The following is a 26,266-nucleotide window of genomic DNA, read 5'->3' as shown; positions in this document are numbered from 1 at the left end:
CGGCTAGTAGCCGCCTTCCAGGACCTTGAGCTGCGCGTAAAGCTGCTCGCCCGCCCCGCTGACATGGCGCTTGATGGTGGCAACCGCACGTTCGGTATCATTGTCGCGGAAGGCCGCGATCAATTCGCGATGCTCCGCGATGATGACCCTGTGGCGCGCCTGCGAAATGGGGACATTGAGCGCCAGCGCATTCAGGATGCGCCGCTGAAGCTCCCAGATGGCGAAGGCCCGCCTGTTGTAATGCTTGCGCGCAATATATTCGTGGAAACGCTTGTCGCATTCGCCGAACGGCCCCTTGTCTTCAACGGGAAGCCGTTCAAGCTCCTCCTGGATCGCCTCCAGCTCCGCGATGTCCTTTGACGTGCAGGTCTTGGCGAAGGTCTCGACAAAATACGGCTCCATCAACTGCAAAAGCTCGAAAATCTCCAGCAATGCGCTGGAATTGAGTTCAGCAACGGCAGCGCCCTTGTTCGGGGTGATGGTGACGATGCCCTCACCCTGCAGCATGCGCAGGGCCTCACGTACCGGAATGATCGACGTGCCGTAGCGATTTGCCAGATCCTGCACCTTCAACCGCGTGCCGCTGGGAAAGACCCCCCGGCCAATATCGGCCAGGATGCGGGAATAACATGACTTTTCGTCTATCTGTTTGCCTTCCACCGTCACCATCCGAAGCAAATTCGACGGCGTCTCACGCGCTGTCATCACCTTGGAAACATATATTAAGCGCCCAATTATCGTTTGACAAATAATGATATAATATATTTTCCTTGGTTAGTCCTATACAAATGCTGATCGATGGAGGAGTGGATGAGCATGCGAAAGACCATATTGGGAGCCACCGCACTGGCCATGGCCTTGCCCGCAGCGGCAATGGCGCAATCCGTGACGCTGGACGTGACAGCCTGGAAAGGCAACGAAACGGAACCGGCGGGCCTTCCCGAACTGATCGAGAAGTTCGAAGCCGAGCATCCCGATATCGATGTGGAGCTTTCCTATATAAGCCGGTTGGACACCGATGTCGTCCTTCCTCCGCGTCTGCAGGGCAACAACGCGCCAGACGTGATGATGACGGATATGCCGCTCGTGGCCGTCTGGGGTCGCGCAGGGCTTCTTCACGACTATGGAACGGACGCCGAATGGTATGGTCGCGTTGATCCGATCGTGCAGAAGGCCATCACCACCGGCGAGGCGGTCAATATCATGCCGCTCGAGATCATCGGCATGGGCAATTTCGTCAATATGGGCCTTTTGAAAAAGGTTGGTATCGACAAGGCTCCGACCACAATCGAGGAGCTTAAAGCCGCTTGTACTGCGCTTGATGCTCAAGGCATCAAACCGATGGTCTTTACGGGAGGCTTCTCCGCCCCGCTTTTCGTTGTGGCTAACGGCCTGCAGCGAGCTGATGTCGCCGCCGCTGAGTTTGGCTCTGGCGATGTGACCTTTGAAGGCAATGAAGCGTTCTCGACAACGCTCGACACTGTTCGCGAACTGGTGGAAGCCAAGTGCTTCGACCCGAAGGCTCAGGCCGGTCTTGATCCGTGGTCGACGGCTCTGACCGAGTTCAAGGCAGGCAATTTCGCGATGATGCCGCAGGGCGCGTGGAACATTGCGGATTTCAAGAAGGTGGAGGGCCTGGACTTTGTCTTTGCTCCGATCCCTGCTCTGAATGAAGGTGGCGTGGCGCTTGATCTATTTGGCATCGGCTGGTCGATCAGTGCCAACAGCGAGCATAAGGAAGCAGCACAGAAATTCGTCGATTTCTTCACCCGAGACGAGAACCTGAACGTGATGCTGACAGCCGAAGCCGCCTACAGTCCGTTTTCGGACGGCACGGCGGGCACGCCGGAACTGGCAGCTCCCTATGACGCAGCCAGACCTGACAACGTCATCATGTTTCCCTTCGCCACGCTGGCATGGCCAAAGCCACTCGAAATGGAGCTGTGGGACAGCCTGACCTCCTTCCTGCTCGACATCGATCAGGACAATGACGCGATCCTTTCGCGCTGGGACGAGACCGTGGAAGACAGTCTCTAGTCGCTCCCAAGACTAGAACCGGCGCCGGCCTGCAACCCTCCACGCGGGCCGGCGCGACCAATCCAGTGAGAATGACATGGGCAGCTCGAAGCGCATCTATCTGTTCACCCTGCCGGCGATCTTCATAATCGGCTGCTTTTTCGTCTATCCCATTTTGCTGTCGGCGCGTCTGAGCTTCACGGACTTCTCCGGCGTGGGACTGGCGGAATGGGTGGGCTGGAAGAACTATGACCGCTTCTTCTCGCGCACGCGCTATCTCTACAGCGTCTGGATCACGATCAAGTTCACGCTTGTCGTGGTGATTGCACAGACACTGATCGGTCTCATCTTTGCGACCATCCTGCACCGGATGCCGGCCATCCGAAATCTCTGCCGCGCGGTGCTCTTCACCCCCGCCATGATGTCATTCGTCATCGTGGGTTATGTGTGGCAGTTCATCTACTCTCCCTATTCCGGTGGCCTCAACGCCCTGTTGGGCATGATCGGGCTGGAAGAGTGGCAACGCGGTTGGCTGGGCGAGCCTTCAACAGCACTCTATGCATTGGCCGCCGCTCATGTCTGGATGTTCATCGGCTACACGACGGCAATCTTCCTGGTGGGATACGCAAATATTCCCCGCGACATCGAGGAGGCCGGACGCCTGGATGGCGCAAGCTCCTGGCAGCGCTTCCGTCACCTCGAACTGCCGCTTCTGGCGCCGAGCTTCACCGTGAACATCATCCTGTCGACGGTCGGCACGCTGAAGACATTCGAGCTGCCCTTCATCATGACCCGCGGCGGGCCTGATCGCGCAACCCAGACGCTTAGCCTCGAGATCGTGAACCAGCTTTTCGGCAGCTACAAATTCGGCTTCGCCAGCGCACTGTCGATCATCATGCTGATCATCGTCATCACTGTCGCCGTGGTTCAGAATGTATGGCTGCGCGGAAGGGAGAACAATCAGTGACCCAGATGCTGCACAAAGTCTTGCGCTATCTTGGCCACGGCGTGGTCGTCATCATAACTTTCGCCATGCTGGCGCCGGTGGTTTACATGGTGGCGATGTCCTTCCGCACGACGCAGGAGATCACCCAGGCTCCGCTCGCCTTGCCGGAGACATTGTATCTCGGCAACTACGCCAATGCGCTGTCGCAGATGAACTATCTGCAAAGTGTGTTGAATTCGCTCGGCATTACCCTGTCAGTCACGGTGATAGTGTCCCTTGTCGGCTCGATGGCGGCCTATCCGCTGGCGCGCCGCACGAACACCTTCACACGCATCATCGTGATGCTCGCAGCACTTGGCCTTGCGACGCCCAATTTCGTGACCATCACCCCGATCTATGTGATCTTCCGCAATCTGGGTCTCCTCGACACCTATGTCGGCATCATCATTGCCTTCTCCGCGCTCAATCTGCCGCTCGCCGTCTTCTTCTACACTAGCTTCATCAGTGCCATTCCGAAGGAGCTGGAAGAGGCAGCAAGGCTCGACAATTGCGGGGACTGGGCGGTGTTCTGGCACGTCATCCGGCCACTCTTGGGACCGGCCACGGCAACGCTCTCACTCTTTGTCATGCTGATGGTGTGGAACGACTTCACCTACCCGCTTCTGCTTCTGACCGATCCAGACAAATACACCGTCATGATCAGCGTCTACCGCTTTGTGGGAAATCTGAACGTAAAGCCGGAAATGCTCTTCCCCGCCGCGGTTCTCGGATCGCTGCCGCTTCTCGTTCTTTTCATCATCTTCCAGCGCCGGATCGTGGCCGGCGTGACAGCCGGAGCCGTGAAATGACAACACTTCTTGATGGCAAGACGGTCGTCGTGACCGGCGCAGGCGCAGGCATTGGCCTTGGCATATTGCGCCAGTGCATCAAGGCTGGTGCGAATACCATTGGCATCGAGCGGGACGAGAGCCGCCTTGCTCGCATCGAAGCCGAGGGGGCGACGGCCGTGCGAGGGGACGTAGGCGATGCAGAGGCATTCCCCGCACTTCTACGCAAGTTATGGGAGACCAACGGCCCCATAAACGGCCTCGTCAACAATGCTGGCATTACCATCGAGAAACCGCTGGAAGAAATGACGCTGGAGGAGATGGAGTTGCTGTGGCGTGTGAACCAGCGCTCCGTGCTCCTGAGCGTACAGGCACTCGCGCCGCTGATGAGCGGCAATGGCGGGGGGGCGGTGGTGAATATCGCCTCGAACCACGCCCGCGCTTCTGGCACGGGCTATGAGGCCTATGCCGGCACCAAGGGGGCCATCGTGGCGATGAGCCGTGCCATGGCCTGGAGCTATGGCAAACAAGCTATCCGCGTGAATGCGCTGTGCCCCGGCCTGACCATGACCGAGACCGTTGCCGACGCCGCACGCGACCCCGCCCTGGCGGCACGCTTCAGGGAGTGGCACGCCAATCATCGCGTCAATACCGTGGACGAGATCGGACAGGCCGCTGCCTTCCTGCTCAGCGATGCTGCAAGCGCCTTTACCGGAGCAGATCTCGTCGCCGACCAGGGCATGTCATCGCGGCTGGGAGACATCTGAACCATGAACACGAACTGCGAATATCAGGTGGCAGCATGGCTGACGTAAAGCTTCAGGACGTACGCAAGAATTTCAGCGGGCTTGAGGTCATCCACGGCGTTGATCTTCAGGTAGAAAGCGGCGAGTTCTGCGTCTTTGTCGGCCCCTCTGGCTGCGGCAAGTCCACGCTGTTGCGCATGATTGCAGGCCTTGAGGAAACGAGCTCCGGGCGCATCAGCATCGGCGCCCGTGATGTCACCAATGTCGATCCGGCAAAGCGCGGTGTGGCGATGGTTTTCCAGTCCTACGCGCTTTATCCGCACATGACCGTGCGCGACAATATGGGCTTCGGCCTGAAAATGGGCGGCACGCCAAAGGATGAGGTCAAGCGCAAGGTCGACGAGGCTGCCCGCATTCTCAAGCTTGACGCCCTGATGGACCGCAAGCCCAAGGCTCTCTCGGGTGGGCAGCGTCAGCGCGTGGCGATCGGCCGGGCGATCGTGCGCGGGCCGGACGTGTTTCTGTTCGATGAGCCGCTGTCCAATCTGGACGCAGAGCTGCGCGTGGAAATGCGCATCGAGCTTGCACGCCTGCACCGCGATATCGGCGCGACGATGATCTATGTCACCCATGATCAGGTCGAGGCGATGACATTGGCGGACAAGATCGTCGTGCTGCGTTCCGGCCGTGTCGAGCAGGTCGGCGCGCCCATGGAGCTCTATGAGAATCCGGCAAATCGCTTTGTAGCCGGGTTCATCGGCAGCCCGGCCATGAATTTCATGAAGGCGGATGGCACGGCTGGTGATCGTGTTCGCGTGGCCGCACTTCAAGAAGAGATCACCCTGCCGCTGGAGACCGACCTGATGGATCGCGCCACCACCCTGGGCATTCGGCCGGAACATCTTCAACTGGTGCCCTCGCCCGAAGGCTTCGCGATCGACATGGTCGAAGCCCTCGGGGGTGTTTCCTATGCCTATATCCGAGGAGCGGACGGGACACAGATCGTGGCCGAGATGCGCGGTGCCGAGCGGCTGAAAAGCGGTGATCGGGTGAAGATCGTGCTCGATCCAAACAGGCTCTACGCCTTCGACCAGAAAACAGAAGCACGCATTCGTTGAGAAATTTCATGAACAAGCAGAATTTGCCGGAAGCAGGTGCCACCGTAAGCGACATTCACCCTATCAAGTCGATCCGTCCCTTCATTGTGTGGAGCGGTGGACGCAACCAGCTCATCGTCAAAGTCGAATGCGAGACCGGCCTCTATGGCTGGGGCGAAAGCGGTCTTTCGGGCCGTGAAAAGGCTGTGGCGGGTGCTTTGGAGCATTTCGAGCACACGATCCGCGGGCAGGATGCCATGCAGATCTCCGCGATCTGGCAGCAAATCTATCGCAGCCAATATTTCGAGGGCGGTCGTGTGCTGCAGGCAGCCCTTTCCGCGCTGGACCTTGCACTGCACGACATCAAGGGCAAGGCACTCGGCGTTCCGGTTCATTCGCTGCTGGGCGGTCGCCATCGCGAGCGGGTGCCAACCTTTGCCAGCACAGGATCGGCGGGTTTTCATGAGGCAGCCGAACGTGCCGAGGCTTTGAAGGCCGCCGGGTGGAACTGCATCCGTCTCTTTCCCGATTATTCCAGCCAGACCATCTTTGAGCCTCGCGAGCATATCGCGCCGACTGCAAGGCTGTGCCGCGAAGTGCGTGAGGCTTTGGGCGAAGATATCGTTCTCGGCATCGACTGGCACCATCGGCTAAGCGTCGCCGAGGCGGCATCCTTCTGCCAGAAGATGCCAAGCGGCACGCTCGACTTTCTTGAAGAACCCATCCGCGACGAAACGCCGGAAGCCTATGAAGCGCTGCGCCGCCTGACCGATGTGCCCTTCGCGATCGGCGAGGAATTTGCCAGCAAGTGGCAGTTCCTTCCCTATATCGAGCGGGACATTACCCAGTTTGCGCGCATCGACATCTGCAATGTCGGCGGGCTGACCGAGGCGATGAAGGTCGCGGGGCATTGCGAGGCGCATTATATCGACATGATGCCGCACAATCCGCTCGGCCCCATCTGCACCGCCGCCAGCATTCATTTTGCGGCTGCCGTTGCGAATTTCGCCTGGCTTGAAGTTCAAACTGCCAAGGATGGCCCTTACGGCACTGATCCCGACGACAAGCTCTTCCTGCGCCAGCCGCGGCTCAACGGCGTCGTTTATGACGTGGATAATACACCGGGCCTGGGTGTCGAGGTTGATGAGGAAGAAGCTGCCTCGCGGAGCTTCAACTTCTGGCATCCGCCCACATTGCGTCGTCGTGACGGTTCGATCACCAACTGGTGAGACCGCACTGCTCCCCCTTGGTGGAACTCGGGGTCGTCGCACCCTGTTAGTTCCACAAGTCAGCGGAGACAGTGAAATGAGGAAAAATGAATTACTCGCTCTCGTGACCACGGCAGCCGTGATGGCACTCGTGCTTGTCGGTTTCCTGGCACTAAACATGGATCTGGGGCAGGAGCCGGCGCAGGAAGACCTGCGGCCTGAGCAACACGCATTGCAGGAAGGCGCTGCGACCGACACGCCGTAAGGTGCGAGCGGCTAAAGGCTATACTAGAAGCGGCTGATGGCGCGTGCCGCCTCCACCGCCAGAGGGGCAAAGCGGCGAGTAAATTCCTCTGCCTCCCACTCCCCCAATGAGCCGGCCACATGGACGGCGGCCTGAGGGCGGCCATCCGGGCCGCGGATCGCCACGCCCAGAGCCACTTCGCCCGGCAAGACTTCCTCGACCGCGACTGCGTAGCCGGCTTCGCGCGCCTCAAGTACCTTTTCACGGATGGCTGCCGGCTCGATCAGTGTCTTCGCGGTGAAAGGTCTGCGGTCGGATTTTGCGATGATCTCCTCCACCTCCTCGTCACTCATGGCCGCCATAATGGCACGGCCACCCGATGTGCAGAAAACCGGCACGCTGTGACCGACAAGGGTGGCAAAGAAGGTTTCGCGCTTGCTTTGCATGCGCGCGGCATAGACAAGGCGCAATCCGTCGAGCAGGCTCAGATCGATACGCTCCCGGACATTGCGTCTAAGCTCCAGAAGGACCGGTGAGGCTCGCGCCACGAGAGGATTGAGCCTGAGATAGTCAAGTGTATGGTCCAGAAGACGGATGCCAGGGACGTAACCGTTATCATCCGGATCGCGCTCCACATAGCCAAGATGACGCAAGGTGGCCACTACCCTCTGGGTTGCAGATTTGCCTACCCCGCTTGCCGCCGCAATCTCGTTCAGAGACATGGGCTTGGACGCCGTGTGAAAGGCTGACAAAACCTGCACGGTACGCGCCACGGCTTGCACGAAAAGCGGGTCCTGTTCCGCTTCCTCGGATGGCTGTCGAACCCCGTCTTGCGCGTGCAGAATACTTCTCAAACCAGCCTCCCCAAGCCTTCGCAGGACGATTGACACCCCGCGATTTTCCGCCCTAAGCTAATTCCAATACATCTGTATCGCCTAGCGATATAGACCGATAATTACAACCGGTTTTTCCGGACAGGGGACGGTCGAAGATGCAGATTGAGATGGTGGTCGACGGCTGGAATCCGTGCCTTGCCTGCGGAGGCTGCAGCGCATGGTGAAGCGGGTCGCGCTTGCAGGTTTCCTGCACGAAACGAACACTTTTGCGCCCAGCAAGGCGACTTTGGCTCATTTCGAACAGGGGGGCGGCTATCTCCCGCTTTCCCGCGGACCTGAAATCCCCGCACGCTGCCCTGGCGTCAATCTCGGAATATCCGGAGCGCTGAAGCGCGCAGAGGAATCCGGTTGGGAAATCCTGCCAGTGCTGTGGTGCGGCGCCATCCCTTCCGCCCATGTCGAACGCGAGGCCTACGAGGCCATTGTCGGCGAAATTGTCGATGGTATCGCCAAGGCCGGACCACTCGATGGCGTCTGTCTTGATCTCCATGGCGCGATGGTAGCCGAGCATCTGGATGACGGCGAAGGCGAATTGATTGCTCGCATCCGCAAGGTGATTGGTCCAGATGTGCCCATCACCGTCAGTCTGGACCTTCACGGGAACATCACTGAACAGATGTTTCAGCAGGCCGATGTTCTGGTCGGTTTCCGCACCTATCCGCATGTGGACATGGCCGAGACAGGCTACCGTGCGGCCGTTCAGCTCGACCGCTTGATGGAGCGCGGACGTCCCTTTGCAAAGGCGATGCGCCGCCTGCCCTACCTCATCCCGATTGCCTGGCAATGCACCTCCATGCAGCCAGCGAAAGGTATCTATGAGGAGGTTGCTGCACTTGAAGGCGGTCCGGTCTCCAGCACCTCATTTTTCACCGGTTTCCCCGCGGCCGATTTTGCCGAATGTGCACCGAGCGTTTTCGCCTATGCGGACACCCAAACTGATGCGGAGGGTGCAGCAGACCGGATGAGGGACCTGGTTCTCGCATCCGAGAGTTCTTTTGCAGGCCGCGCCTATGAGCCGGATGAAGGCGTGCGCGAGGCCATGCGGATTGCTGCGGCGGCATCAAAGCCGGTCGTCATTGCGGACACGCAGGACAATCCCGGTGCTGGCGGCGATTCCAACACCACCGGCATGTTGCGCGCATTGGTGAATGCCGACGCCCGGGATGCGGCGCTTGGCCTGATGGTGGATGCCGCTGCCGCTCGCGCCGCTCATGAGGCGGGCGAGGGTGCCGAGATCGAGATCGCCTTGGGTGGCACCTCCGGGATCAAGGGCGATGCGCCGTTTGAAGGCCGCTTCCTGGTGGAAAAACTCTCCAATGGCGATCTTCATGCGACCGGCCCCTATTATGGCGGCACGCACATGAATGTTGGCCCCTCCGCCTGCCTGCGGATTGGCGGCGTGCGCATTGCGGTCTCAAGCCACAAAGCGCAGATGGCAGACCAGGCCATGTACCGCTTCGTCGGCATCGAGCCGACGGAAATGAAGATACTCGTCAACAAGAGCTCGGTGCATTTCCGCGCCGATTTCGAGCCGATTGCCGAGGCCATTCTGGTCTGCACGGCACCCGGCCCGATGCCGCTCAGTCCGGCGGACCTGCCGTTCACACGGCTGGCCGATGGCATGCGCCTTTCACCGGGCGGGCCGGTTTTCCACCGCAGAAGAGAGCCTCAAACAATGGAGGCTTGAAGCTGCAAGGCTGCCAGTGACGGAAGGGAGAACCCGGAGCCGGCAGTTACCCAGACAACGCTCGATAACCTGAAGGGGAACATAGCGATGTTGCACGAAGGAATGCTGAAATTCAGGAGCCGCGCCCGCGGCGCCATTACCGGTGCCATGGCAGCCATGCTGCTGGCCGGCACCGGCCTCACGACCGAGGCACTGGCACAGGAGAAGACCATTACGGCAGTGATGCACTCCGGTCTTCGCGTGCTCGATCCGATTATCACCACCGCGCATATCTCGCGCAATCATGGCTACATGATCTATGACGTGCTGGTGGCCGTGGATGAGAATTTCCAGCCACAGCCGCAGATGGCCGACTGGACGATTTCGGACGACAAGCTGACCTACACCTTCACCCTGCGCGATGGCCTCAAGTTCCACGACGGCGCGCCGGTGACCTCGAAGGATGTTGTTGCCTCGCTGAACCGTTGGGCCAAGCGCGATTCCGGCGGCCAGCTCATCATGGACGTGACCGAGAGCCTGGAAGCCACCGACGACAAGACAATTGTCTGGAAGCTGACGGACCCCTTCCCCGCCCTGCTCGACACGATCGGCAAGCAGTCGGCCATCCCGCCCTTCATCATGCCCGAGCGCGTGGCTTCCGGTTCGGCTGACGAGGCCGTCACGGAATATATCGGCTCCGGCCCGTTTGTCTTCGTCGAGGAAGAATATCAGCCAGGCGTCTCCGTCACCTATCGCAAGTTCGAGGACTATGTCCCGCGCGAAGGCGAGCCGAGCTGGATGGCCGGCGGCAAGGAAGTGAAGGTCGATGAGGTGAAGTGGGTGACGATGCCCGACGCCCAGACCGCCATCAACGCGCTTCTTTCCGGCGAAATCGACTATATCGAGCAGGTCCAGATCGACCTTCTGCCGCTTCTGGAGGCGAGCGAGGACGTGGTCGTCGAGACCCGCGACGAGCTTGGCTACCAGACCATCGGCCGCATGAACTTCAAGCATCCGCCCTTCGACAACAAGAAGGTGCGTCAGGCTGCCATGATGGCACTGAGCCAGGAAGACGTTCTGGCCACGCTGATCGGCAATCCCGACTACTACAAGGTCTGCGGGGCAATCTTCGGCTGCGGCACGCCGCTGGCAGACGATACCGGTTCGGAAACGCTGACCTCCGGTGGCGACATCGAAGGCGCGAAGAAGCTGCTGGAAGAATCCGGCTATGACGGCACGCCAATCGTGCTGATGCAGCCGACCGACGTCGTCAGCCTCACCGCGCAGCCGGTTGTCGCTGCCCAGGCCATGCGCAATGCCGGCTTCAATGTCGACATGCAGGCAATGGACTGGCAGACACTGGTCACCCGCCGTGCTAGCCAGTCCAAGCCGGAAGATGGCGGCTGGAACATCTTCTTCACCAACTGGATGGTTCCGGAAGTCAACAATCCGCTGATCAGCCCCATGCTGAACGGCCGTGGTGACAACGCATGGTTCGGCTGGCCGGAAGACGAGAAGGTGGAAGAGCTTCGCGCAGAGTTCATCGCTGCCGACACGCCTGAGAAGCAGAAGGAAGTCGCCAAGAAGATCCAGGAGCACAACATGGAAGAGGTGCTCTACATCCCGCTTGGCCAGTACATCATGCCTCAGGCGCGCTCGACCAAACTCGTCAACATGATCGAGTCCCCGGTTCCTGTCTTCTGGAACGTCGACAAGGAACAGTAAGCCGCTCTCGGCGGGGGTTGTTTCCCCGCCACCTTCAAGCGCGCCCACCCTCGTGCGCGCTCCTGGTCCGCCGCATCCCATCCGTTTGCGGCGGGCCGGGAAAGCACGACGAGCGCTTACCGCCAAGATCAGGGCAATTGAAGCATGTTTGGTTACATCATTCGGCGCGTCCTTGCGGTCATCCCAGTCATGACCATCGTCGCCATCTTCGTCTTCCTGTTGTTGCGGCTCACGCCCGGTGATCCGGCTGCGATCATCGCCGGCGACATGGCCACGCCCGCACAGCTTGAGCGCATCCGCACAAATCTGGGGCTGAATGACCCGCTGCATGTGCAGTTCGTCACTTGGATTGGATTGCTCGTTCAGGGCGATTTCGGCACCTCGCTCATTTCCAACACACCCGTTTCCAGCATGATCGGTCAGCGCATCTGGCCGACCTTCAACATTGCCGTGCTTACCATTCTTCTTTCCGTTCTGATCGCCGTCCCGATGGGTGTTCTCGCTGCCTGGCGTCACCGGACATGGGCTGACTATGCTGTTATGGCCTTCTCCGTTCTGGGCTTCTCCATACCGGTTTTCGTGATCGGCTATATCTTCATCCAGGTCTTCTCGATCGAACTCAAATGGCTGCCCGTGCAGGGCTACAAGGCACCTTCGGAAGGTTTCTGGGCGTTCCTGTCCCGTGCCATTCTGCCCTGCCTGACGCTTGCCACCATCTATGTCGCGCTGATCGCCCGCATGACGCGCGCCTCCATGCTGGAGGTGCTGGGCGAGGACTATATCCGCACCGCACGCGCCAAGGGCGTGACCGAGAAGATCGTGCTCTTCCGTCACGCTCTTTCCAATGCCGCCGTTCCGATCATGACGATCATCGGCACCGGCTTTGCGCTTCTGATCGGTGGCGTGGTGGTGACTGAAAGCGTCTTCAACATTCCAGGCATCGGCCGCCTGACCGTGGATGCGGTTCTGGCCCGCGACTATCCCGTCATCCAGGCCATGATCCTGCTCACAAGCGCGATCTACGTCTTCATCAATCTCGTGATCGACCTGTCCTACACCTTCTTTGACCCGAGGATCCGCTACTGATGGCCGCGACACCCGAACCCGCCGCCCGTATGCAATGGCTCTTCGGAGCGGTTGCGCTGCCCAAGAGCTGGCGCATGGGCACCGGCCCGATGCTGGCAGCTATCGTGCTGACGATCATCGTGCTTGCCGCAATCTTCGCGCCGCTATTCGTGCCGCACGATCCCATGCAGATGAACGCGATCCAGCGCCTCAAGGGACCGAGTGACACCTATCCGCTGGGGACCGACGCCTATGGCCGCGACCTCTACTCCCGCGTGATAACCGGCGCGCGTGTTTCCCTTTTCATCGGCGTGGGTGCGGCTCTCGTATCCGTCATGATCGGGCTGGTGATCGGCCTCGTCTCCGGCTTCTTCCGGCTGGCTGACGCCATCATCATGCGCATCATGGACAGCCTCATGGCAATCCCGTCGATCCTGCTGGCCATCGCGCTCGTGGCACTGAACGGCCCGAGCATCTGGTCGGTGATCTTCGCGATCACCATCCCCGAGATACCGCGCGTCGTGCGACTTGTGCGCTCGGTCGTGCTGTCGGTGCGCGAGGAGCCCTATGTGGAAGCGGCCATCGCGCTTGGCTCCTCCATGCCGAAGATCCTGTGGCAGCATGTTATGCCCAACACGCTGGCGCCGCTGACGGTGCAGGCAACCTATATCTGCGCCTCCGCCATTCTGACCGAAGCGATCTTGTCCTTCCTGGGAGCCGGTGTTTCGACCGAAATTCCGACCTGGGGCAACATCATGGCCGAGGGGCGCATCTACTTCCAGATCAAGCCATCGCTGATCTTCTGGCCCGGGCTGATGCTTTCGCTGTGCATCCTGTCGATCAACCTGCTCGGCGACACCGCCCGCGATCTTCTCGATCCGCGGCTGAAGAAGAGGGAGGGGTGATGATGAGGTCGAGCCAAGTTACCCCCCTCTGCCCTGCCGGGCATCTCCCCCACAAGGGGGGAGATTGGCTGCAGCACTGCTACCGCCCCTCATCTACTGAAAGAAGATTGCACAGACCTCGCCACCGCGTGATCTCCCCCCTTGTGGGGGAGATGGCCGGCAGGCCAGAGGGGGGCGCCTCGCGCCAGCATTTCAAAGTTACCGCGGAGCACGGAGCATGAAATTCAAGACCCGCAATTTCGACCAGGCGGAAACCGTCGTCTCCATCCGCGAACTCTCGGTCCGTCTTGCAGGAAACGAGACAGCTGCGCCGGTTCTCGACCATATCTCGCTCGACATCCGGGCCGGTGAAACGGCCTGTCTCGTGGGCGAATCCGGCTCCGGCAAGTCCGTTACATCGCTCTCGGTCATGGGCCTTCTGCCCAAGGGCGCGCTGGAAGTGTGCGGCGGGCGCATCGAGATGGACGGTCAGAACCTGCTCGATCTATCACCGCAGGCCATGCGCCAGATGCGCGCAAGCCGCATTTCCATGATCTTCCAGGAGCCGATGACGGCGCTCAATCCGGTCATGCGCGTCGGCGACCAGATCGAGGAAGTGCTCGAGACGCATGGGCGTTATTCGGCTTCCGACAAGAAACGCCGCGTGCTCGACATCATGAACCAGGTGCATCTGCCGGATGTGGAACGTATCTACCGTTCCTACCCCCACCAGCTCTCAGGCGGACAGCGCCAGCGCATCATGATCGCCATGGCGCTGATCCTGGAGCCAAAGCTTCTCATTGCAGATGAGCCGACAACCGCGCTTGATGTCACCACCCAGCAGCAGATCCTGAGCCTCATCTCCGAGCTTCAGGAAAAACACGGCACCGCGGTACTCTTCATCACCCATGATATGGGCGTGGTAGCCGAAATCGCTGACACCGTGCATGTGATGAAGCTCGGCAAGATCGTGGAGCAGGCACCCGTGGAGCAGCTTCTGCGTCAGCCGCGGCAGGACTACACGAAGAAGCTCCTCCAGGCCGTGCCAAGTCTCGTTCCCCGTCCCCACCGCGCAGCGGATGGTCAGGAGACAGTGCTCACGGTCAACGGCCTTCAGAAGATCTATGGCAATTTTTCCATCTTCTCGCGCCGCGAGCCGACCAAGGCTGCGTCAGATGTCGCATTCTCGATCGCGCGCGGTCGCACGCTTGGCATCGTTGGCGAATCCGGTTCGGGCAAATCCACCGTGGCGCGCTGCATCATGCGACTGGTTGATCCGACCGCGGGCGAAGTGCGGGTGGCGGGGCACGAAGTCGCCAATCTCTCGCGCAGTCAACTGCGCCCCTTGCGCAAACACATCCAGATCGTCTTTCAGGACCCTTTCCGCTCGCTCAACCCGCGCTGGACCATCGGGCAAAGCCTGATCGAGGGACCGTTGAATCTTGGGCAGGACAGGAAAAAGGCGCTGGCACGTGCCCGCGAACTGCTGACGCTTGTGGGACTGCCTGAAGACGCCATCAGCCGCTATCCCCACCAGTTCTCAGGTGGTCAGCGGCAGCGCGTGGCGATTGCCCGCGCGATTGCCATGGAACCGGATGTGCTGGTGGCGGACGAGGCCGTCTCCGCACTTGACGTTTCGGTCCAGGCACAGGTGCTGGAGCTTCTGGCGGACCTACAGAAGAAGCTCGGCATCGCCATTCTGTTCATCACTCACGACCTGCGCGTCGCAGCCCAGATCTGCGACGAGGTCGTGGTGATGCAGCATGGTCGAATTGTCGAACATGACACGGCGGAAAAGGTGCTTTCCGATCCGCAGCACGCCTACACCAAAACCCTGATCGAGGCGGCCCCGGGCCGCTTCTGGGACTTCGCCAATTTCCGGGAATTGCCAGCAGCCTGACTTTCCAGCGCCACAGATTTTTCGAGGAGTACCATTCATGCCCGTATTGCCGAAAATTGCCGAATATGCAGATGAGCTGACGGCAATCCGCCGGGATTTCCACCAGCACCCGGAAATCGGTTTCGAAGAAGTTCGCACCTCCGGCATCGTTGCCGAGAAACTCAAGGGATGGGGCATCGAAGTCCATACAGGACTTGCCGGGACCGGCGTCGTGGGCGTGCTCAAAGGCAAGGGGGAAGGATCGAAAACGGTCGGCCTGCGCGCCGATATGGACGCACTTCCCATGGATGAGCAGACCAACCTGCCCTATGCCTCGAAGAACCCCGGCCGCTTCCATGGTTGCGGTCACGACAGCCACACGACCATGCTCCTGGGAGCTGCGCGCTATCTCGCGGAAACGCGCGATTTTTCCGGCACTGCCATCTTCATCTTCCAGCCTGCCGAGGAAGGCCTTGGCGGTGCGCGGACCATGCTGAAGGACGGGCTTTTCGACAAGTTCCCCTGTGACGAAATCTACGGCATGCACAACAACCCGTTGGCCGAACCGAACAAGGTGGGCGTGAAACCGGGTGCAGCCATGGCAGGCGCCTCCTTCTTCGACATCACGATCAATGGCGTGGGCAGCCATGGCGCAATGCCGCACCACTCGAAGGACCCCATCGTCATTGCCTCCGCACTCGTTCAGAGCCTGCAATCGGTGGTCAGCCGCAACGTGCCTGCGGTCGACACGGCCGTGCTCTCGGTCACGCAGGTTCATTCCGGCTCGGCCTACAATGTCGTTCCGGACAAGGCGGTGATCTCCGGCACGATCCGCTATTTCAAGGATGAGGTGATGGAGCTCATCCACCATCGCGTCCGCTCGCTGTGCAATGGCATGGCACAGGCATACGAAATTTCCATCGATGTGGATCTGCGCAACATCTTCGATGTGTTGATGAACGATCCCGCCCTCTCCGACGCCTATATGGATGCGGCACGCGAGATCGTGGGCGAGGAAAATGTCGAGGAAACCAGGGATGTCGTCACGGGGAGCGAGGATTTTGCAGACATGCTGAAGGTCGTGCCCGGTGCTTATTGCACGCTGGGGCACAAGGGCACGGTCCCGGTGCACAACCCCGGTTTCATTCTCGACGACGACATGCTTCCCGTGGGTGCCAGCATCATGGCGCGTATCGTCGAGAAACGCCTCGCCAGCTGACCGCCCTCACCCCCCTTCAAAAACCGGATATCTGAACCATGGACCATATGAGCCTGCCCTTCGACACGGATGAGATGCTGAAGGGACTGAAGCCCTGGATCGAGTGCGAAAGCCCGACATTTGATGCCGCTGCCGTCGATCGCATGATGGACCTTGCGGCCTACGATCTGGCCGCAGCCGGTGCCGAGATCGAACGCATTCCCGGGCGCATGGGCTTTGGCGGATCTGTTCGCGCGCGCTTTCCGCACAAGGATTTCGGCAAGCCGGGCATCCTGATCTCCGGCCATCTCGACACGGTTCACCCAGTGGGGACGCTGGAGGTGAACCCCTGGCGCATCGAGGGCAACAAGGTCTATGGCCCCGGTATCCAGGATATGAAGGGCGGCAACTATGTCTCTGTCGAGGCGATCCGCCAGATCGCGCTGGCAGGCCTTGAGACGCCGCTTCCGGTGACGGTTCTTTTCACGCCCGATGAGGAAGTCGGAACGCCCTCCACCCGTGAGCTGATCGAGATGGAGGCGCGCAAGAACAAATATGTTCTGGTGCCCGAACCCGCCAAGCCGGATGGCGGTGCGGTGACCGGCCGCTATGCCATCGCCCGTTTCAACGTGAGCACCAAAGGTCGTCCGAGCCACGCAGGTTGGGCACTGAAGGATGGCCGCTCGGCCATTGCCGCGATGGCGCGCAAGATCCTTGAAATCGAGGCGATGACCACGGAAGACTGCACCTTCTCCGTGGGCGTGGTCCATGCGGGCACCTGGGTCAATTGTGTCTCCTCATCCTGCGAGGCAGAAGTGCTTTCCATGGCCAAGCGCCAGGAAGACCTCGACAAGGGTGTGGAAGCCATGCTCGCACTGAACGGCGAGGAAAACGACGTTATCGTGGAAGTTACCCGGGGCGTTACTCGACCCGTCTGGGAGCCCGATGACGGTGTCATCGCCATGTACGAGCTCGCCCGCGACATCGGCAAGGATATCGGTTTCGATCTCACCCACGGTTCAGCCGGCGGTGGCTCCGACGGCAATTTCACCGGCGCGATGGGCATACCAACACTTGATTCCATCGGCGTACGTGGAGCAGGTCTGCATACGCTGGGCGAGCATATCGAGATCGACAGTCTGGAAGAACGCGCCCGGTTGATCGCGGGCATGCTGCTGAAGCTGAAATAGGTCGTTCAACTTTCCGAATTTTTACAAGGCCCCTTCTCAAAGGGGCTTTGTTGCTTGCGGCTTACCCCGTTGACCGGTACTTTGCTTGTCGCGCGTAAAGTTCGCGCTGCTAGCGCAAAGGCCCGTCAATGTCTCCGTCCCGCATCCGGAATATGGAAGAATTTGCAAGCGTCAGCGGTATTTCACGGCCGACGGTTTCGAAATATTTCAACGATCCCGACAGTGTGCGGGCCTCCACAAGGGCACGGATCGAGGCGGCGCTGGAGCAGTATGATTATCGGCCGAACATCTATGCCATCAACCAGAACCGGCGGCTGACGAAGAATATCGGCGTGGTCGTGCCTTATCTCGCCGACCCTTTCTTCGCCGAGATCGCGCGCAATATCGAGGAGCGCTGCATTGCGGCAGGATTTTCGCCGACACTCTTCAGCGCGCATGGCCAGCCGGATCTTGAGCGCGATATTCTCGATACTTTGCGCTCCCTCAAACCTGCAGGCGTGCTCTTCGCCCCGTTGGGGCGCAGCTCCGATCGTGGAGCGATCGAGAAATTCAGTCGGGATATCCCGACCGTGCTTTTCGACAGCAATATCGAGGGTGTGGGTGAAGCCTTTATCGGGTCGAACAATTTCCAGTCCGTGCCGATGATGGTGGACTATCTCTGCCGCACGGGCGAGGCGCCCTGCTTCTTCGAGATGACGCCGCTGAACCCGAACGCCAACAAGCGCCACAACGCCTATGTGGAAGCGATGGAGCAGCGTGGCCTGGAGCCGAATGTCGTTCGTGTCGAAGGCGACAGCTGGAATTTCGAAGATATCGGTTTTGCCGAGGGCAAGAAGGCATTCGAGCAGAAGCGCTTCAATTCCGACACGATCTTCTGCAGCAATGACCGTCTGGCCATAGGCCTCCTCGCCGCTGCCTATGAAAAGGGCTACCGGGTGGGCAATGGCGCGGGCTGTGCCGTGCGGATCGCCGGACATGACGACCACCCCTTCTCGCGCTTCACCTCGCCAACCCTGACCACGGTCGCGCAGGATTATGCATCCATTGCGCAGACAAGCGTCGAGACGCTGTTCAAGCTGATCGAGAGCGGGGAACGCGCCGAAGAGCGCCGCGAAACCGTGTATGAGGGCAAGCTCGTCCTGCGTGCATCTGCCTGATCATGTTCAGGAATTTTACGCGCGTAAAATATATGTTGACGCGGGTTAAACTTTGCGCTTCACTTGATCCTGGGTAGTTCATCTTACCAGGGAGGAAAGTGATGAACCTGAAGACCGCATTGGGTGCGGCGACCGCGCTTACGCTCATTTCCGGAGCCGCCTTCGCACAAACCACCGTGACAATCGCAACCGTGAACAACGGCGACATGATCCGCATGCAGGGTCTGACCGAGGATTTCACGTCCAAGAACCCCGACATCAAGCTGGAATGGGTTACGCTGGAGGAAAACGTTCTGCGTCAGCGCGTCACCCAGGACATCGCCACCAATGGCGGCCAGTTCGACGTCATGACCATCGGCACCTATGAGGTTCCGATCTGGGCCAAGAACGACTGGCTCGTTTCGCTCAACGATCTGCCGGCCGAGTGGGATGCCGATGACATTCTGCCCGCCATCCGCAACGGCCTGACCGTTGACGGCGAACTCTACGCCGCCCCCTTCTATGGCGAATCCTCCATGGTCATGTACCGCAAGGACCTGATGGAGAAGGCCGGTCTTGAAATGCCTGAGGCTCCGACCTGGGAGTTCATCAAGCAGGCCGCCGAAGCCATGACCGACAAGGAAAACGAAGTTTACGGCATCTGCCTTCGCGGCAAGGCCGGCTGGGGCGAGAACATGGCCTTTCTGACCGCCATGTCCAACTCCTTCGGCGCACGCTGGTTCGACGAGAACTGGCAGGCCCAGTTCGACAGCGAAGAGTGGAAGAACACGCTGAACTTCTACATGGACCTGATGACCAATTACGGTCCGCCCGGAGCCTCCACCAACGGCTTCAATGAAAACCTGTCGCTGTTCCAGCAGGGCAAGTGCGGCATGTGGATCGACGCCACGGTTGCAGCATCCTTCGTGACAAACCCGAATGACTCCACCGTCGCCGATCAGGTCGGCTTCGCTCTCGCCCCTGACAATGGCATGGGCAAGCGCGGCAACTGGCTGTGGGCATGGTCGCTGGCAATTCCGGCAGGCTCGGATGCAACCGACGCGGCAAAGAAATTCGTCGCATGGGCAACGTCCAAGGAATACACCGCGCTCGTAGCCGAGAAGGAAGGCTGGGCCAATGTCCCGCCCGGCACCCGCACCTCGCTCTATGAGAACGAGGAATACAAGAAGGTGCCCTTCGCCGAAATGACGCTGCGTTCCATCAACGAGGCTGACCCGACCGCGCCAACCGTCGATCCGGTGCCTTACACGGGCGTGCAGTTTGTCGCGATCCCGGAATTTGCAGGCATCGCAACGCAGGTCGGTCAGGAATTCTCCGCCGCACTTGCTGGCCAGCAGTCGGTTGACGAGGCGCTTGAGAAGGCTCAGGCCCTGACCACCGACGAAATGGAAGCCGCAGGCTACTAAGTCCGCTCCTCCCGGACGGGGGCAGCTAGCGCTGCCCCCAAGGCGGGGAACCACCCAACTCACTTATTGTGGCATATTCGACGCAGAAGAAATTCTGCGGGGAGAACCGTCATGGCTACTCAAAGCTCCAGAACAGCAGCCCGTTTCATGATGGCACCGGCTGTGGTGCTGCTCCTGGGCTGGATGCTCGTACCGCTGGTCATGACGCTTTATTTCTCCTTCAAACGCTATCTGCCGCTGCGCGGCGGCGACCAGGGCTGGGTCGGTTTCGAGAACTATGTGCGCTTCGTAACCTCCAGCGCCTTCTGGCCCTCCGTCCAGGCAACGCTCATCATAGTCGGCGGCGTTCTGGCCATCACGGTCGTGCTCGGCGTGTTGCTCGCCATGCTGCTCGACCAACCCATCTGGGGTCAGGGCGTGGTGCGCATTCTCGTCATTGCACCGTTCTTCGTCATGCCGACGGTTTCCGCGCTGGTGTGGAAGAACATGTTCATGGACCCGGTGAACGGCCTATTTGCGCATTTGTGGCGCTTTTTCGGGGCCGAACCGGTGTCGTGGCTTTCCGAAGCCTCGCTCTTCTCGATCATCCTGATCGTATCCTGGCAGTGGCTGCCATTCGCAACGCTGATCCTGCTTACGGCCATCCAGTCGCTCGACAGCGAGCAGCTTGAAGCAGCCGAGATGGACGGCGCGCCGCCGCTCTCGCGCTTTACCGAAATCATTCTGCCGCATCTGGCGCGCGCCATCACCATCGTGGTGCTGATCCAGACGATTTTCCTTCTGTCGATCTTCGCGGAAATATTCGTCACCACCCAGGGCTCCTTCGGCACCCGCACGCTTACCTATCTGATCTTCCAGCGTGTGCTTGAAAGCCAGAATGTGGGTCTTGGCTCGGCCGGCGGCATCTATGCGGTCATCCTTGCCAATATCGTCGCCATCTTCCTGATGCGCATTGTCGGCAAGAACCTGGACGCCTGAGGAGGGAGAACGATCATGGCACGTGCTGTCACCACCCGCCGCAAGGCACTCAACACCGCTCTGGCCTGGGGTGTGGGTCTTCTGATCTTCTTCCCCATTCTCTGGACGATCCTGACGAGCTTCAAGACGGAAGCCACGGCCATCGCCGATCCGCCCGTCTTCCTGTTCTTCGACTGGACGCTGGAGAATTACGCGGTCGTGCAGGAGCGCTCCGACTATATGCGCTTCCTGTGGAACTCGATCTTCATTGCCGGCGGCTCGACGCTCCTGGGCGTGATCATCGGCGTGCCGGCTGCATGGTCCATGGCTTTCGTGCCCTCGAAGCGCACCAAGGACATCCTGCTATGGATGCTCTCGACCAAGATGCTCCCGGCCGTGGGCGTGCTCTATCCGATCTATCTGATCTTCATCAAGCTTGGCTTGCTCGACACGCGTATCGGTCTGACGGTCGTCTTGATGCTGATCAACCTGCCGATCATCGTGTGGATGCTTTACACCTATTTCCGCGAGATCCCCGGCGAGATCCTTGAGGCAGCACGGATGGATGGCGCTTCACTGCGCGAAGAGATCCTTTATGTGCTCACACCCATGGCCGTGCCGGGCATCGCATCAACCATTCTGCTCAATTTCATTCTCGCCTGGAACGAAGCGTTCTGGACACTCAACCTCACGGCAGCGCAAGCCGCACCGCTGACGGCCTTCATTGCAAGTTATTCCAGCCCCGAAGGCCTCTTCTACGCAAAGCTTTCCGCCGCCTCGACCATGGCCATTGCACCGATCCTCATTCTTGGCTGGTTCAGCCAGAAGCAGCTCGTGCGCGGTCTCACCTTCGGCGCGGTCAAGTAAGGACGAAACTCATGGGAAAGATCACGCTTCAAAAGGTGGTAAAGACCTTCGGCAATGTGCAGGTCATTCCACCACTGGACCTGACCATCGAAGATGGGGAGTTCACCGTCTTTGTCGGCCCCTCCGGCTGCGGCAAGTCCACGCTGTTGCGCCTCATTGCCGGCCTTGAGGATGTGACCAGCGGAACGATCCTGATCGATGGTCAGGATGCAACCGCCGTTCCGCCGGCAAAGCGGGGTCTGGCCATGGTGTTCCAGTCCTATGCGCTTTATCCGCATATGAGCGTGCGCAAGAACATCGCCTTCCCGCTGCGCATGGCAAAGCTGCCGAAGGAGGAGCAGGACAGGCGCGTGGAACAGGCAGCCTCGGTCCTGAACCTCACCGACTATCTTGACCGCAGGCCCGGCCAGCTTTCCGGCGGTCAGCGTCAGCGCGTTGCAATTGGCCGAGCCATTGTGCGCGAGCCTTCGGCCTTCCTCTTCGACGAGCCGCTCTCCAATCTCGATGCGGCGTTGCGTGTGGGCATGCGTCTTGAAATCAGCGAGCTGCACAAGCGCCTTGCCACCACCATGATCTATGTGACCCACGATCAGGTGGAAGCCATGACCATGGCTGACAAGATTGTCGTGCTGCAGGCCGGCAATATCGAGCAGGTCGGTTCGCCGCTGGACCTTTATCACCAGCCCCGGAATGTTTTCGTGGCAGGCTTCATCGGCTCTCCCAAGATGAACCTGATCGAGGGGGCTGAGGCGCAAAAGCACGGCGCGCACACGATTGGCGTCAGGCCCGAACATATCGACGTGGTCGAACAGGGTGCCGTCTGGCAAGGTACGGTCGGTGTCGCCGAGCATCTGGGTTCGGACACCTTCTTCCACGTCCACGGTACGGGCATTGCGGAAACCCTGACGGTGCGGGCCCATGGCGAGATCAGCCTGCGCCACGGCGATCGCATCGGCCTCACCCCGCGCCCGGACATGATCCATCGCTTCGACGCCAAGGGACTGCGCATCGCATGAGACGCCTGGAAGGAAAAACGGCGCTCATAACAGGGGCGGCAAGAGGCATCGGACGCGCCTTTGCAGAGGCTTATGTGCGCGAAGGAGCACATGTGGCGATTGCCGATATCGACATCGCCCGCGCCGAGGCAACGGCAGCCGAAATTGGCGATGCGGCGATTGCGGTGAAGATGGATGTCACCGATCAGGCAAGCATCGACAATGCCGTTGCGCATGTCGCAAGAAGCTTCGACGGTATCGACATTCTCATCAACAATGCAGCACTATTCACTGCGGCTCCCATTGTCGAGATCAAGCGCGCGGATTTCGACCGTGTCTTCAACATCAATGTCGCCGGTACGCTTTTCACCATGCAGGCGGTGGCCCGCCACATGATCGAGCGTGGCAAGGGTGGAAAGATCATCAATATGGCAAGCCAGGCCGGTCGGCGCGGCGAGCCGCTGGTCGCGGTCTATTGCGCATCCAAGGCAGCCGTTATCAGCCTCACCCAGTCCGCGGGTCTGAACCTAATCAGCCATGGCATTAACGTGAACGCCATCGCGCCCGGTGTCGTTGATGGCGAGCACTGGGACGGGGTGGATGCCTTCTTCGCCAAATATGAAGGCAAGGCACCGGGGCAGAAGAAGAAGGAAGTCGGCGAGGCCGTGCCCTATGGGCGCATGGGAACGCCGCAAGACCTGACTGGCATGGCGATATTCCTCGCCAGTGAAGAAGCAAATTATGTGGTGGCCCAATGCTACAATGTGGATGGCGGTCAATGGATGAGCTGACGCCGCTCTCCGATGCCGCACTTGAAACGCTCGCAAATCGCGTGCGCATTCCCCGCTATGATCGAACCCGGCTGACGCCCGGCATGGTTCATATCGGGCTTGGCAACTTTCATCGCGCGCACCAGGCCTGGTATCTCCACCGCCTGATGGATATGGGCCTCGCCCATGACTGGGCGATCATCGGCGCCGGCGTGCGTCCGGCGGATGCTGCACAGCGCGACCGGCTGAAGGCGCAGGACTGCCTGACAACGCTCATAGAGCTTCAGCCGGACGCGGTTTCGGCAGAAATCACCGGCTCCATGATCGACTTTCTTCCGGTCGAGCCGAACAATGCCGCCCTGATCGCGCAGATGGCCGATCCGGCAATCCGGATCGTCTCGTTGACAGTGACGGAAGGCGGCTACTACCGCAACGCCGCTGGCGGGTTCGACGAGAACCACCCCGACATCGTTCATGATGCGGCCCATCCCGACAAGCCGCGTACAGCCTTTGGGGCGATGATCGCGGCCTTGCGCAAGCGGCGGGAGGCTGGAACAGGGCCCTTCACCGGCCTGAGCTGCGACAACCTTCAGGGCAACGGCGCCATTCTGCGGGACACGGTGGTCTCATTGGCGCGCATGGTGGATGCAGAATTTGCATCCTGGATTGACGCCAACTGCACCTTCCCGAACTCCATGGTCGACTGCATCGTGCCTGCGACGGGCGAAAAGGAACTGGCGCTTGCGCACAGTTTCGGCATAGCCGACCGCGCACCGGTGACGCATGAGCATTTCCGTCAGTGGGTGATCGAAGACCGGTTCTGCCGCGGCCGCCCGGACTGGGACCGCGTCGGCGCCACCTTCTCCGATCATGTTCATGCCTATGAAACCATGAAGATCCGCCTCCTCAATGGAGGCCATCAGCTCCTGGCCAATGCAGGCGAACTTCTGTCGATCGAGACCATTGCGGACTGCATGGCCGATCCGGCAATCCAGGGCTTCTTCCGCAAGGTGGAAGAGGAAGAGATCGCCCCTCATGTCTCGGCAGTGCCGGGCATGTCACCGGCTGCTTATGTCGAGTTGATCGAGCGGCGCTTCGCAAATCCGGCCATTGTCGACACGGCACGCCGGGTGGCTTTTGATGGCTCGTCGCGTCATCCCGGTTTCTTGCATCCGGTGCTGCGAGAGCGGCTTGATGCCGAGAAATCCGTTCGCGGGCTTGCGCTTGCCGAAGCACTTTGGGCCCGCATGTGTTCTGGCCGCCGGGATGATGGAACTGAAATTGCGCCCAACGATCCCAATTGGGAGGCACTCAAAAGCGCCGCAGCAAAGGCCGACCAGCGCCCGCGGGCGTGGATCGAACAGGAGCAGTTTTACGGCGATCTGGCCAAGGCGGAGACCTTTGCCTTCGCTTTTGAGCACTGGTTCGTGATGCTGCAGAAAATAGGCACCCGCCGCACCCTTGAAACCTTTCTGAAAGGCACGATTTAGGAGTTCTTCCCTTGCAGGTGAGTGCTCCTCGATGTCCAGGAAAACAATTCTCATAACAGGTGCCACGGATGGCATAGGTCTGGCTGCCGCCAAGGCGCTGGCCGCAGACGGTCATCACATGCTTCTTCACGGTCGCAACCAGGACAAGCTGGAAGCGACCCGGGAGGAGGTATCCGCCGATGCTGAGACCTATCTCGCCGACCTGTCGAACATGACGGAAGTCAACGCGCTCGCCGACAAGGCGGCTGCGCGGTCTGGCAAGATCGACGTGCTCATCAACAATGCCGGTGTTTTCAAGACGACGGAGCCCGTCACGCCGGAAGGGCTCGATATCCGTTTCGCCGTCAACACCCTTGCTCCCTACCTGCTGACACGCCTGCTCCTGCCCTCGATCCCGAAGGATGGCCGCGTCGTCTCTCTGTCTTCGGCGGCACAGGAGCCCGTTGATATCCGTGCACTGAAAGGCAACCAACAGCTTGGCGACATGGATGCCTATGCGCAGAGCAAGCTGGCCCTGATCATCTGGACGAAGGCTCTGGCCGCAGAACATCCCGACGGCCCCACCTTCATCGCCCTCAACCCCGGCTCACTTCTCGCTACAAAGATGGTACGCGACGGCTTCGGCATCGATGGAAGCGACGTGAATATCGGAAGCGACATCATCACCAAGGCCGCCCTGTCAGACGAATTCGCGGATCGCTCAGGCGAATATTACGACAATGACGGCAACGGTTTCTCCGATCCGCATCCCGCCGCCCTCGATGTGGAAGCAAGTGCGCAGGTGATGGAAACCATCAAGGAATTGGTGGGCCTGGGCTAGGCGGAAGCCACGACGTTCCACGCCATCCGCCAAGCTGTCTTGGCCGGCCCTCCCTATAGGCTGCGCCCGCAGGTCTACAACTTTTCCTTCGAATACGTTCACGGATTTTTCAGCCGAACGTCGACCCAGTCGCGCGTGACCGGCTCATCGCGACCTCATCTGGCTAAGATTTCTATGCGGATCTGTTGACATCTTAGCTTTGATGTTTAGCATCTCA

General features: G+C 60.0%; 24 protein-coding genes. 22 read left to right on the top strand and 2 right to left on the bottom strand.

Features of this window, described 5'->3' with window-relative positions; genetic code table 11:
- Positions 1–3: 3 nt before the first annotated feature.
- Positions 4–660, bottom strand: coding sequence for a GntR family transcriptional regulator (locus tag WA367_RS17385; protein WP_336058036.1), 657 nt, complete (start codon positions 658–660; stop codon positions 4–6).
- Positions 661–810: 150 nt separating this feature from the next.
- Between WA367_RS17385 and WA367_RS17380 the strand changes: the two genes are divergently transcribed.
- The 7 genes from WA367_RS17380 to WA367_RS17350 all read left to right on the top strand — a co-directional run bounded on the left by WA367_RS17380 (position 811) and on the right by WA367_RS17350 (position 7,105).
- Positions 811–2,037 (top strand): ABC transporter substrate-binding protein, encoded by a 1,227-nt coding sequence (locus tag WA367_RS17380; protein WP_336058035.1) that lies wholly within the window; start codon positions 811–813, stop codon positions 2,035–2,037.
- Positions 2,038–2,113: 76 nt separating this feature from the next.
- On the top strand, positions 2,114–2,983 hold the full coding sequence (locus WA367_RS17375; RefSeq protein WP_336058034.1) for a carbohydrate ABC transporter permease: 870 nt from the start codon (positions 2,114–2,116) through the stop codon (positions 2,981–2,983).
- Positions 2,984–2,988: 5 nt separating this feature from the next.
- Positions 2,989–3,810 carry a carbohydrate ABC transporter permease gene (locus WA367_RS17370; protein WP_336058170.1) on the top strand — a complete coding sequence of 274 codons (822 nt, stop codon included), beginning with the start codon at positions 2,989–2,991 and terminating at the stop codon, positions 3,808–3,810.
- Complete coding sequence (locus tag WA367_RS17365; RefSeq protein ID WP_336058033.1) at positions 3,807–4,556, top strand: SDR family NAD(P)-dependent oxidoreductase; 750 nt, start codon at positions 3,807–3,809, stop codon at positions 4,554–4,556. The genes WA367_RS17370 and WA367_RS17365 overlap by 4 nt, the downstream gene beginning before the upstream one ends.
- 35 nt (positions 4,557–4,591) lie before the next feature.
- Entirely contained in the window at positions 4,592–5,653 is a 1,062-nt protein-coding gene (locus WA367_RS17360; protein WP_336058032.1) for an ABC transporter ATP-binding protein, read from the top strand.
- A gap of 8 nt (positions 5,654–5,661) precedes the next feature.
- A complete protein-coding gene (locus WA367_RS17355; protein WP_336058031.1) occupies positions 5,662–6,861 on the top strand; it encodes a mandelate racemase/muconate lactonizing enzyme family protein in 1,200 nt (399 codons plus the stop codon).
- A gap of 76 nt (positions 6,862–6,937) precedes the next feature.
- A complete protein-coding gene (locus WA367_RS17350) occupies positions 6,938–7,105 on the top strand; it encodes a hypothetical protein (RefSeq protein ID WP_336058030.1) in 168 nt (55 codons plus the stop codon).
- A gap of 23 nt (positions 7,106–7,128) precedes the next feature.
- On the opposite strand, the gene WA367_RS17345 is transcribed toward WA367_RS17350, so the two are convergent.
- Positions 7,129–7,938: an IclR family transcriptional regulator gene (locus WA367_RS17345; protein WP_336058029.1), complete on the bottom strand. Its 810-nt coding sequence runs from the start codon at positions 7,936–7,938 to the stop codon at positions 7,129–7,131.
- Between the two features lie 199 nt (positions 7,939–8,137).
- Here WA367_RS17345 and WA367_RS17340 point away from each other — a divergent pair, with 199 nt between their 5' ends.
- The 15 genes from WA367_RS17340 (at position 8,138) to WA367_RS17270 (ending at position 26,049) form a co-directional block, all read left to right on the top strand.
- Positions 8,138–9,667, top strand: coding sequence for a M81 family metallopeptidase (locus WA367_RS17340; protein WP_336058028.1), 1,530 nt, complete (start codon positions 8,138–8,140; stop codon positions 9,665–9,667).
- A 102-nt stretch (positions 9,668–9,769) separates the two neighbouring features.
- Positions 9,770–11,371: an ABC transporter substrate-binding protein gene (locus WA367_RS17335; RefSeq protein WP_336058169.1), complete on the top strand. Its 1,602-nt coding sequence runs from the start codon at positions 9,770–9,772 to the stop codon at positions 11,369–11,371.
- 144 nt (positions 11,372–11,515) lie between these two features.
- Positions 11,516–12,457, top strand: a complete 942-nt coding sequence (locus tag WA367_RS17330; protein ID WP_336058027.1) for an ABC transporter permease — start codon at positions 11,516–11,518, stop codon at positions 12,455–12,457.
- Positions 12,458–12,531: 74 nt separating this feature from the next.
- Complete coding sequence (locus WA367_RS17325; protein ID WP_336058168.1) at positions 12,532–13,341, top strand: ABC transporter permease; 810 nt, start codon at positions 12,532–12,534, stop codon at positions 13,339–13,341.
- Positions 13,342–13,558: 217 nt separating this feature from the next.
- Complete coding sequence (locus WA367_RS17320) at positions 13,559–15,220, top strand: ABC transporter ATP-binding protein (protein ID WP_336058026.1); 1,662 nt, start codon at positions 13,559–13,561, stop codon at positions 15,218–15,220.
- A gap of 37 nt (positions 15,221–15,257) precedes the next feature.
- Entirely contained in the window at positions 15,258–16,418 is a 1,161-nt protein-coding gene (locus WA367_RS17315) for a M20 aminoacylase family protein (protein WP_336058025.1), read from the top strand.
- A gap of 38 nt (positions 16,419–16,456) precedes the next feature.
- Positions 16,457–17,587 carry a M20/M25/M40 family metallo-hydrolase gene (locus tag WA367_RS17310; RefSeq protein WP_336058024.1) on the top strand — a complete coding sequence of 377 codons (1,131 nt, stop codon included), beginning with the start codon at positions 16,457–16,459 and terminating at the stop codon, positions 17,585–17,587.
- A 152-nt stretch (positions 17,588–17,739) separates the two neighbouring features.
- Positions 17,740–18,744: a LacI family DNA-binding transcriptional regulator gene (locus WA367_RS17305; RefSeq protein WP_336058023.1), complete on the top strand. Its 1,005-nt coding sequence runs from the start codon at positions 17,740–17,742 to the stop codon at positions 18,742–18,744.
- A gap of 101 nt (positions 18,745–18,845) precedes the next feature.
- Positions 18,846–20,150, top strand: coding sequence for an ABC transporter substrate-binding protein (locus tag WA367_RS17300; protein ID WP_336058022.1), 1,305 nt, complete (start codon positions 18,846–18,848; stop codon positions 20,148–20,150).
- Between the two features lie 111 nt (positions 20,151–20,261).
- Positions 20,262–21,128, top strand: coding sequence for a carbohydrate ABC transporter permease (locus WA367_RS17295; protein WP_036486706.1), 867 nt, complete (start codon positions 20,262–20,264; stop codon positions 21,126–21,128).
- A 15-nt stretch (positions 21,129–21,143) separates the two neighbouring features.
- Positions 21,144–21,974 (top strand): carbohydrate ABC transporter permease, encoded by an 831-nt coding sequence (locus WA367_RS17290; protein ID WP_336058021.1) that lies wholly within the window; start codon positions 21,144–21,146, stop codon positions 21,972–21,974.
- Positions 21,975–21,985: 11 nt separating this feature from the next.
- On the top strand, positions 21,986–22,990 hold the full coding sequence (locus tag WA367_RS17285) for an ABC transporter ATP-binding protein (RefSeq protein ID WP_336058020.1): 1,005 nt from the start codon (positions 21,986–21,988) through the stop codon (positions 22,988–22,990).
- Complete coding sequence (locus tag WA367_RS17280; RefSeq protein ID WP_336058019.1) at positions 22,987–23,760, top strand: L-iditol 2-dehydrogenase; 774 nt, start codon at positions 22,987–22,989, stop codon at positions 23,758–23,760. The genes WA367_RS17285 and WA367_RS17280 overlap by 4 nt, the downstream gene beginning before the upstream one ends.
- Complete coding sequence (locus WA367_RS17275) at positions 23,748–25,229, top strand: mannitol dehydrogenase family protein (protein WP_336058018.1); 1,482 nt, start codon at positions 23,748–23,750, stop codon at positions 25,227–25,229. The genes WA367_RS17280 and WA367_RS17275 overlap by 13 nt, the downstream gene beginning before the upstream one ends.
- A 31-nt stretch (positions 25,230–25,260) precedes the next feature.
- On the top strand, positions 25,261–26,049 hold the full coding sequence (locus WA367_RS17270) for an SDR family NAD(P)-dependent oxidoreductase (protein WP_336058017.1): 789 nt from the start codon (positions 25,261–25,263) through the stop codon (positions 26,047–26,049).
- Positions 26,050–26,266 lie beyond the last annotated feature (217 nt).

Origin of the sequence: Nitratireductor sp. CH_MIT9313-5, from assembly GCF_037029545.1 — a bacterium.
In the GTDB taxonomy this organism is placed as follows: Bacteria; Pseudomonadota; Alphaproteobacteria; order Rhizobiales; family Rhizobiaceae; genus Chelativorans.
Note: the sequence above shows the minus strand (reverse complement) of the source record. Positions and strands in the feature narration are given on the sequence as shown.

What these genes read in the sequence shown, in the direction of transcription:
- WA367_RS17360 (WP_336058032.1), top strand. Translation starts at nt 4,592, where the DNA reads ATGGCTGACGTAAAGCTTCAGGACGTACGCAAGAATTTCAGCGGGCTT.
- WA367_RS17320 (WP_336058026.1), top strand. Translation starts at nt 13,559, where the DNA reads ATGAAATTCAAGACCCGCAATTTCGACCAGGCGGAAACCGTCGTCTCC.
- WA367_RS17285 (WP_336058020.1), top strand. Translation starts at nt 21,986, where the DNA reads ATGGGAAAGATCACGCTTCAAAAGGTGGTAAAGACCTTCGGCAATGTG.
- WA367_RS17370 (WP_336058170.1), top strand. Translation starts at nt 2,989, where the DNA reads ATGCTGCACAAAGTCTTGCGCTATCTTGGCCACGGCGTGGTCGTCATC.
- WA367_RS17270 (WP_336058017.1), top strand. Translation starts at nt 25,261, where the DNA reads ATGTCCAGGAAAACAATTCTCATAACAGGTGCCACGGATGGCATAGGT.
- WA367_RS17315 (WP_336058025.1), top strand. Translation starts at nt 15,258, where the DNA reads ATGCCCGTATTGCCGAAAATTGCCGAATATGCAGATGAGCTGACGGCA.
- WA367_RS17295 (WP_036486706.1), top strand. Translation starts at nt 20,262, where the DNA reads ATGGCTACTCAAAGCTCCAGAACAGCAGCCCGTTTCATGATGGCACCG.
- WA367_RS17305 (WP_336058023.1), top strand. Translation starts at nt 17,740, where the DNA reads ATGGAAGAATTTGCAAGCGTCAGCGGTATTTCACGGCCGACGGTTTCG.
- WA367_RS17330 (WP_336058027.1), top strand. Translation starts at nt 11,516, where the DNA reads ATGTTTGGTTACATCATTCGGCGCGTCCTTGCGGTCATCCCAGTCATG.
- WA367_RS17355 (WP_336058031.1), top strand. Translation starts at nt 5,662, where the DNA reads ATGAACAAGCAGAATTTGCCGGAAGCAGGTGCCACCGTAAGCGACATT.
- WA367_RS17380 (WP_336058035.1), top strand. Translation starts at nt 811, where the DNA reads ATGAGCATGCGAAAGACCATATTGGGAGCCACCGCACTGGCCATGGCC.
- WA367_RS17310 (WP_336058024.1), top strand. Translation starts at nt 16,457, where the DNA reads ATGGACCATATGAGCCTGCCCTTCGACACGGATGAGATGCTGAAGGGA.
- WA367_RS17300 (WP_336058022.1), top strand. Translation starts at nt 18,846, where the DNA reads ATGAACCTGAAGACCGCATTGGGTGCGGCGACCGCGCTTACGCTCATT.
- WA367_RS17335 (WP_336058169.1), top strand. Translation starts at nt 9,770, where the DNA reads ATGCTGAAATTCAGGAGCCGCGCCCGCGGCGCCATTACCGGTGCCATG.
- WA367_RS17375 (WP_336058034.1), top strand. Translation starts at nt 2,114, where the DNA reads ATGGGCAGCTCGAAGCGCATCTATCTGTTCACCCTGCCGGCGATCTTC.
- WA367_RS17290 (WP_336058021.1), top strand. Translation starts at nt 21,144, where the DNA reads ATGGCACGTGCTGTCACCACCCGCCGCAAGGCACTCAACACCGCTCTG.
- WA367_RS17275 (WP_336058018.1), top strand. Translation starts at nt 23,748, where the DNA reads ATGGATGAGCTGACGCCGCTCTCCGATGCCGCACTTGAAACGCTCGCA.
- WA367_RS17340 (WP_336058028.1), top strand. Translation starts at nt 8,138, where the DNA reads ATGGTGAAGCGGGTCGCGCTTGCAGGTTTCCTGCACGAAACGAACACT.
- WA367_RS17350 (WP_336058030.1), top strand. Translation starts at nt 6,938, where the DNA reads ATGAGGAAAAATGAATTACTCGCTCTCGTGACCACGGCAGCCGTGATG.
- WA367_RS17280 (WP_336058019.1), top strand. Translation starts at nt 22,987, where the DNA reads ATGAGACGCCTGGAAGGAAAAACGGCGCTCATAACAGGGGCGGCAAGA.
- WA367_RS17365 (WP_336058033.1), top strand. Translation starts at nt 3,807, where the DNA reads ATGACAACACTTCTTGATGGCAAGACGGTCGTCGTGACCGGCGCAGGC.
- WA367_RS17325 (WP_336058168.1), top strand. Translation starts at nt 12,532, where the DNA reads ATGGGCACCGGCCCGATGCTGGCAGCTATCGTGCTGACGATCATCGTG.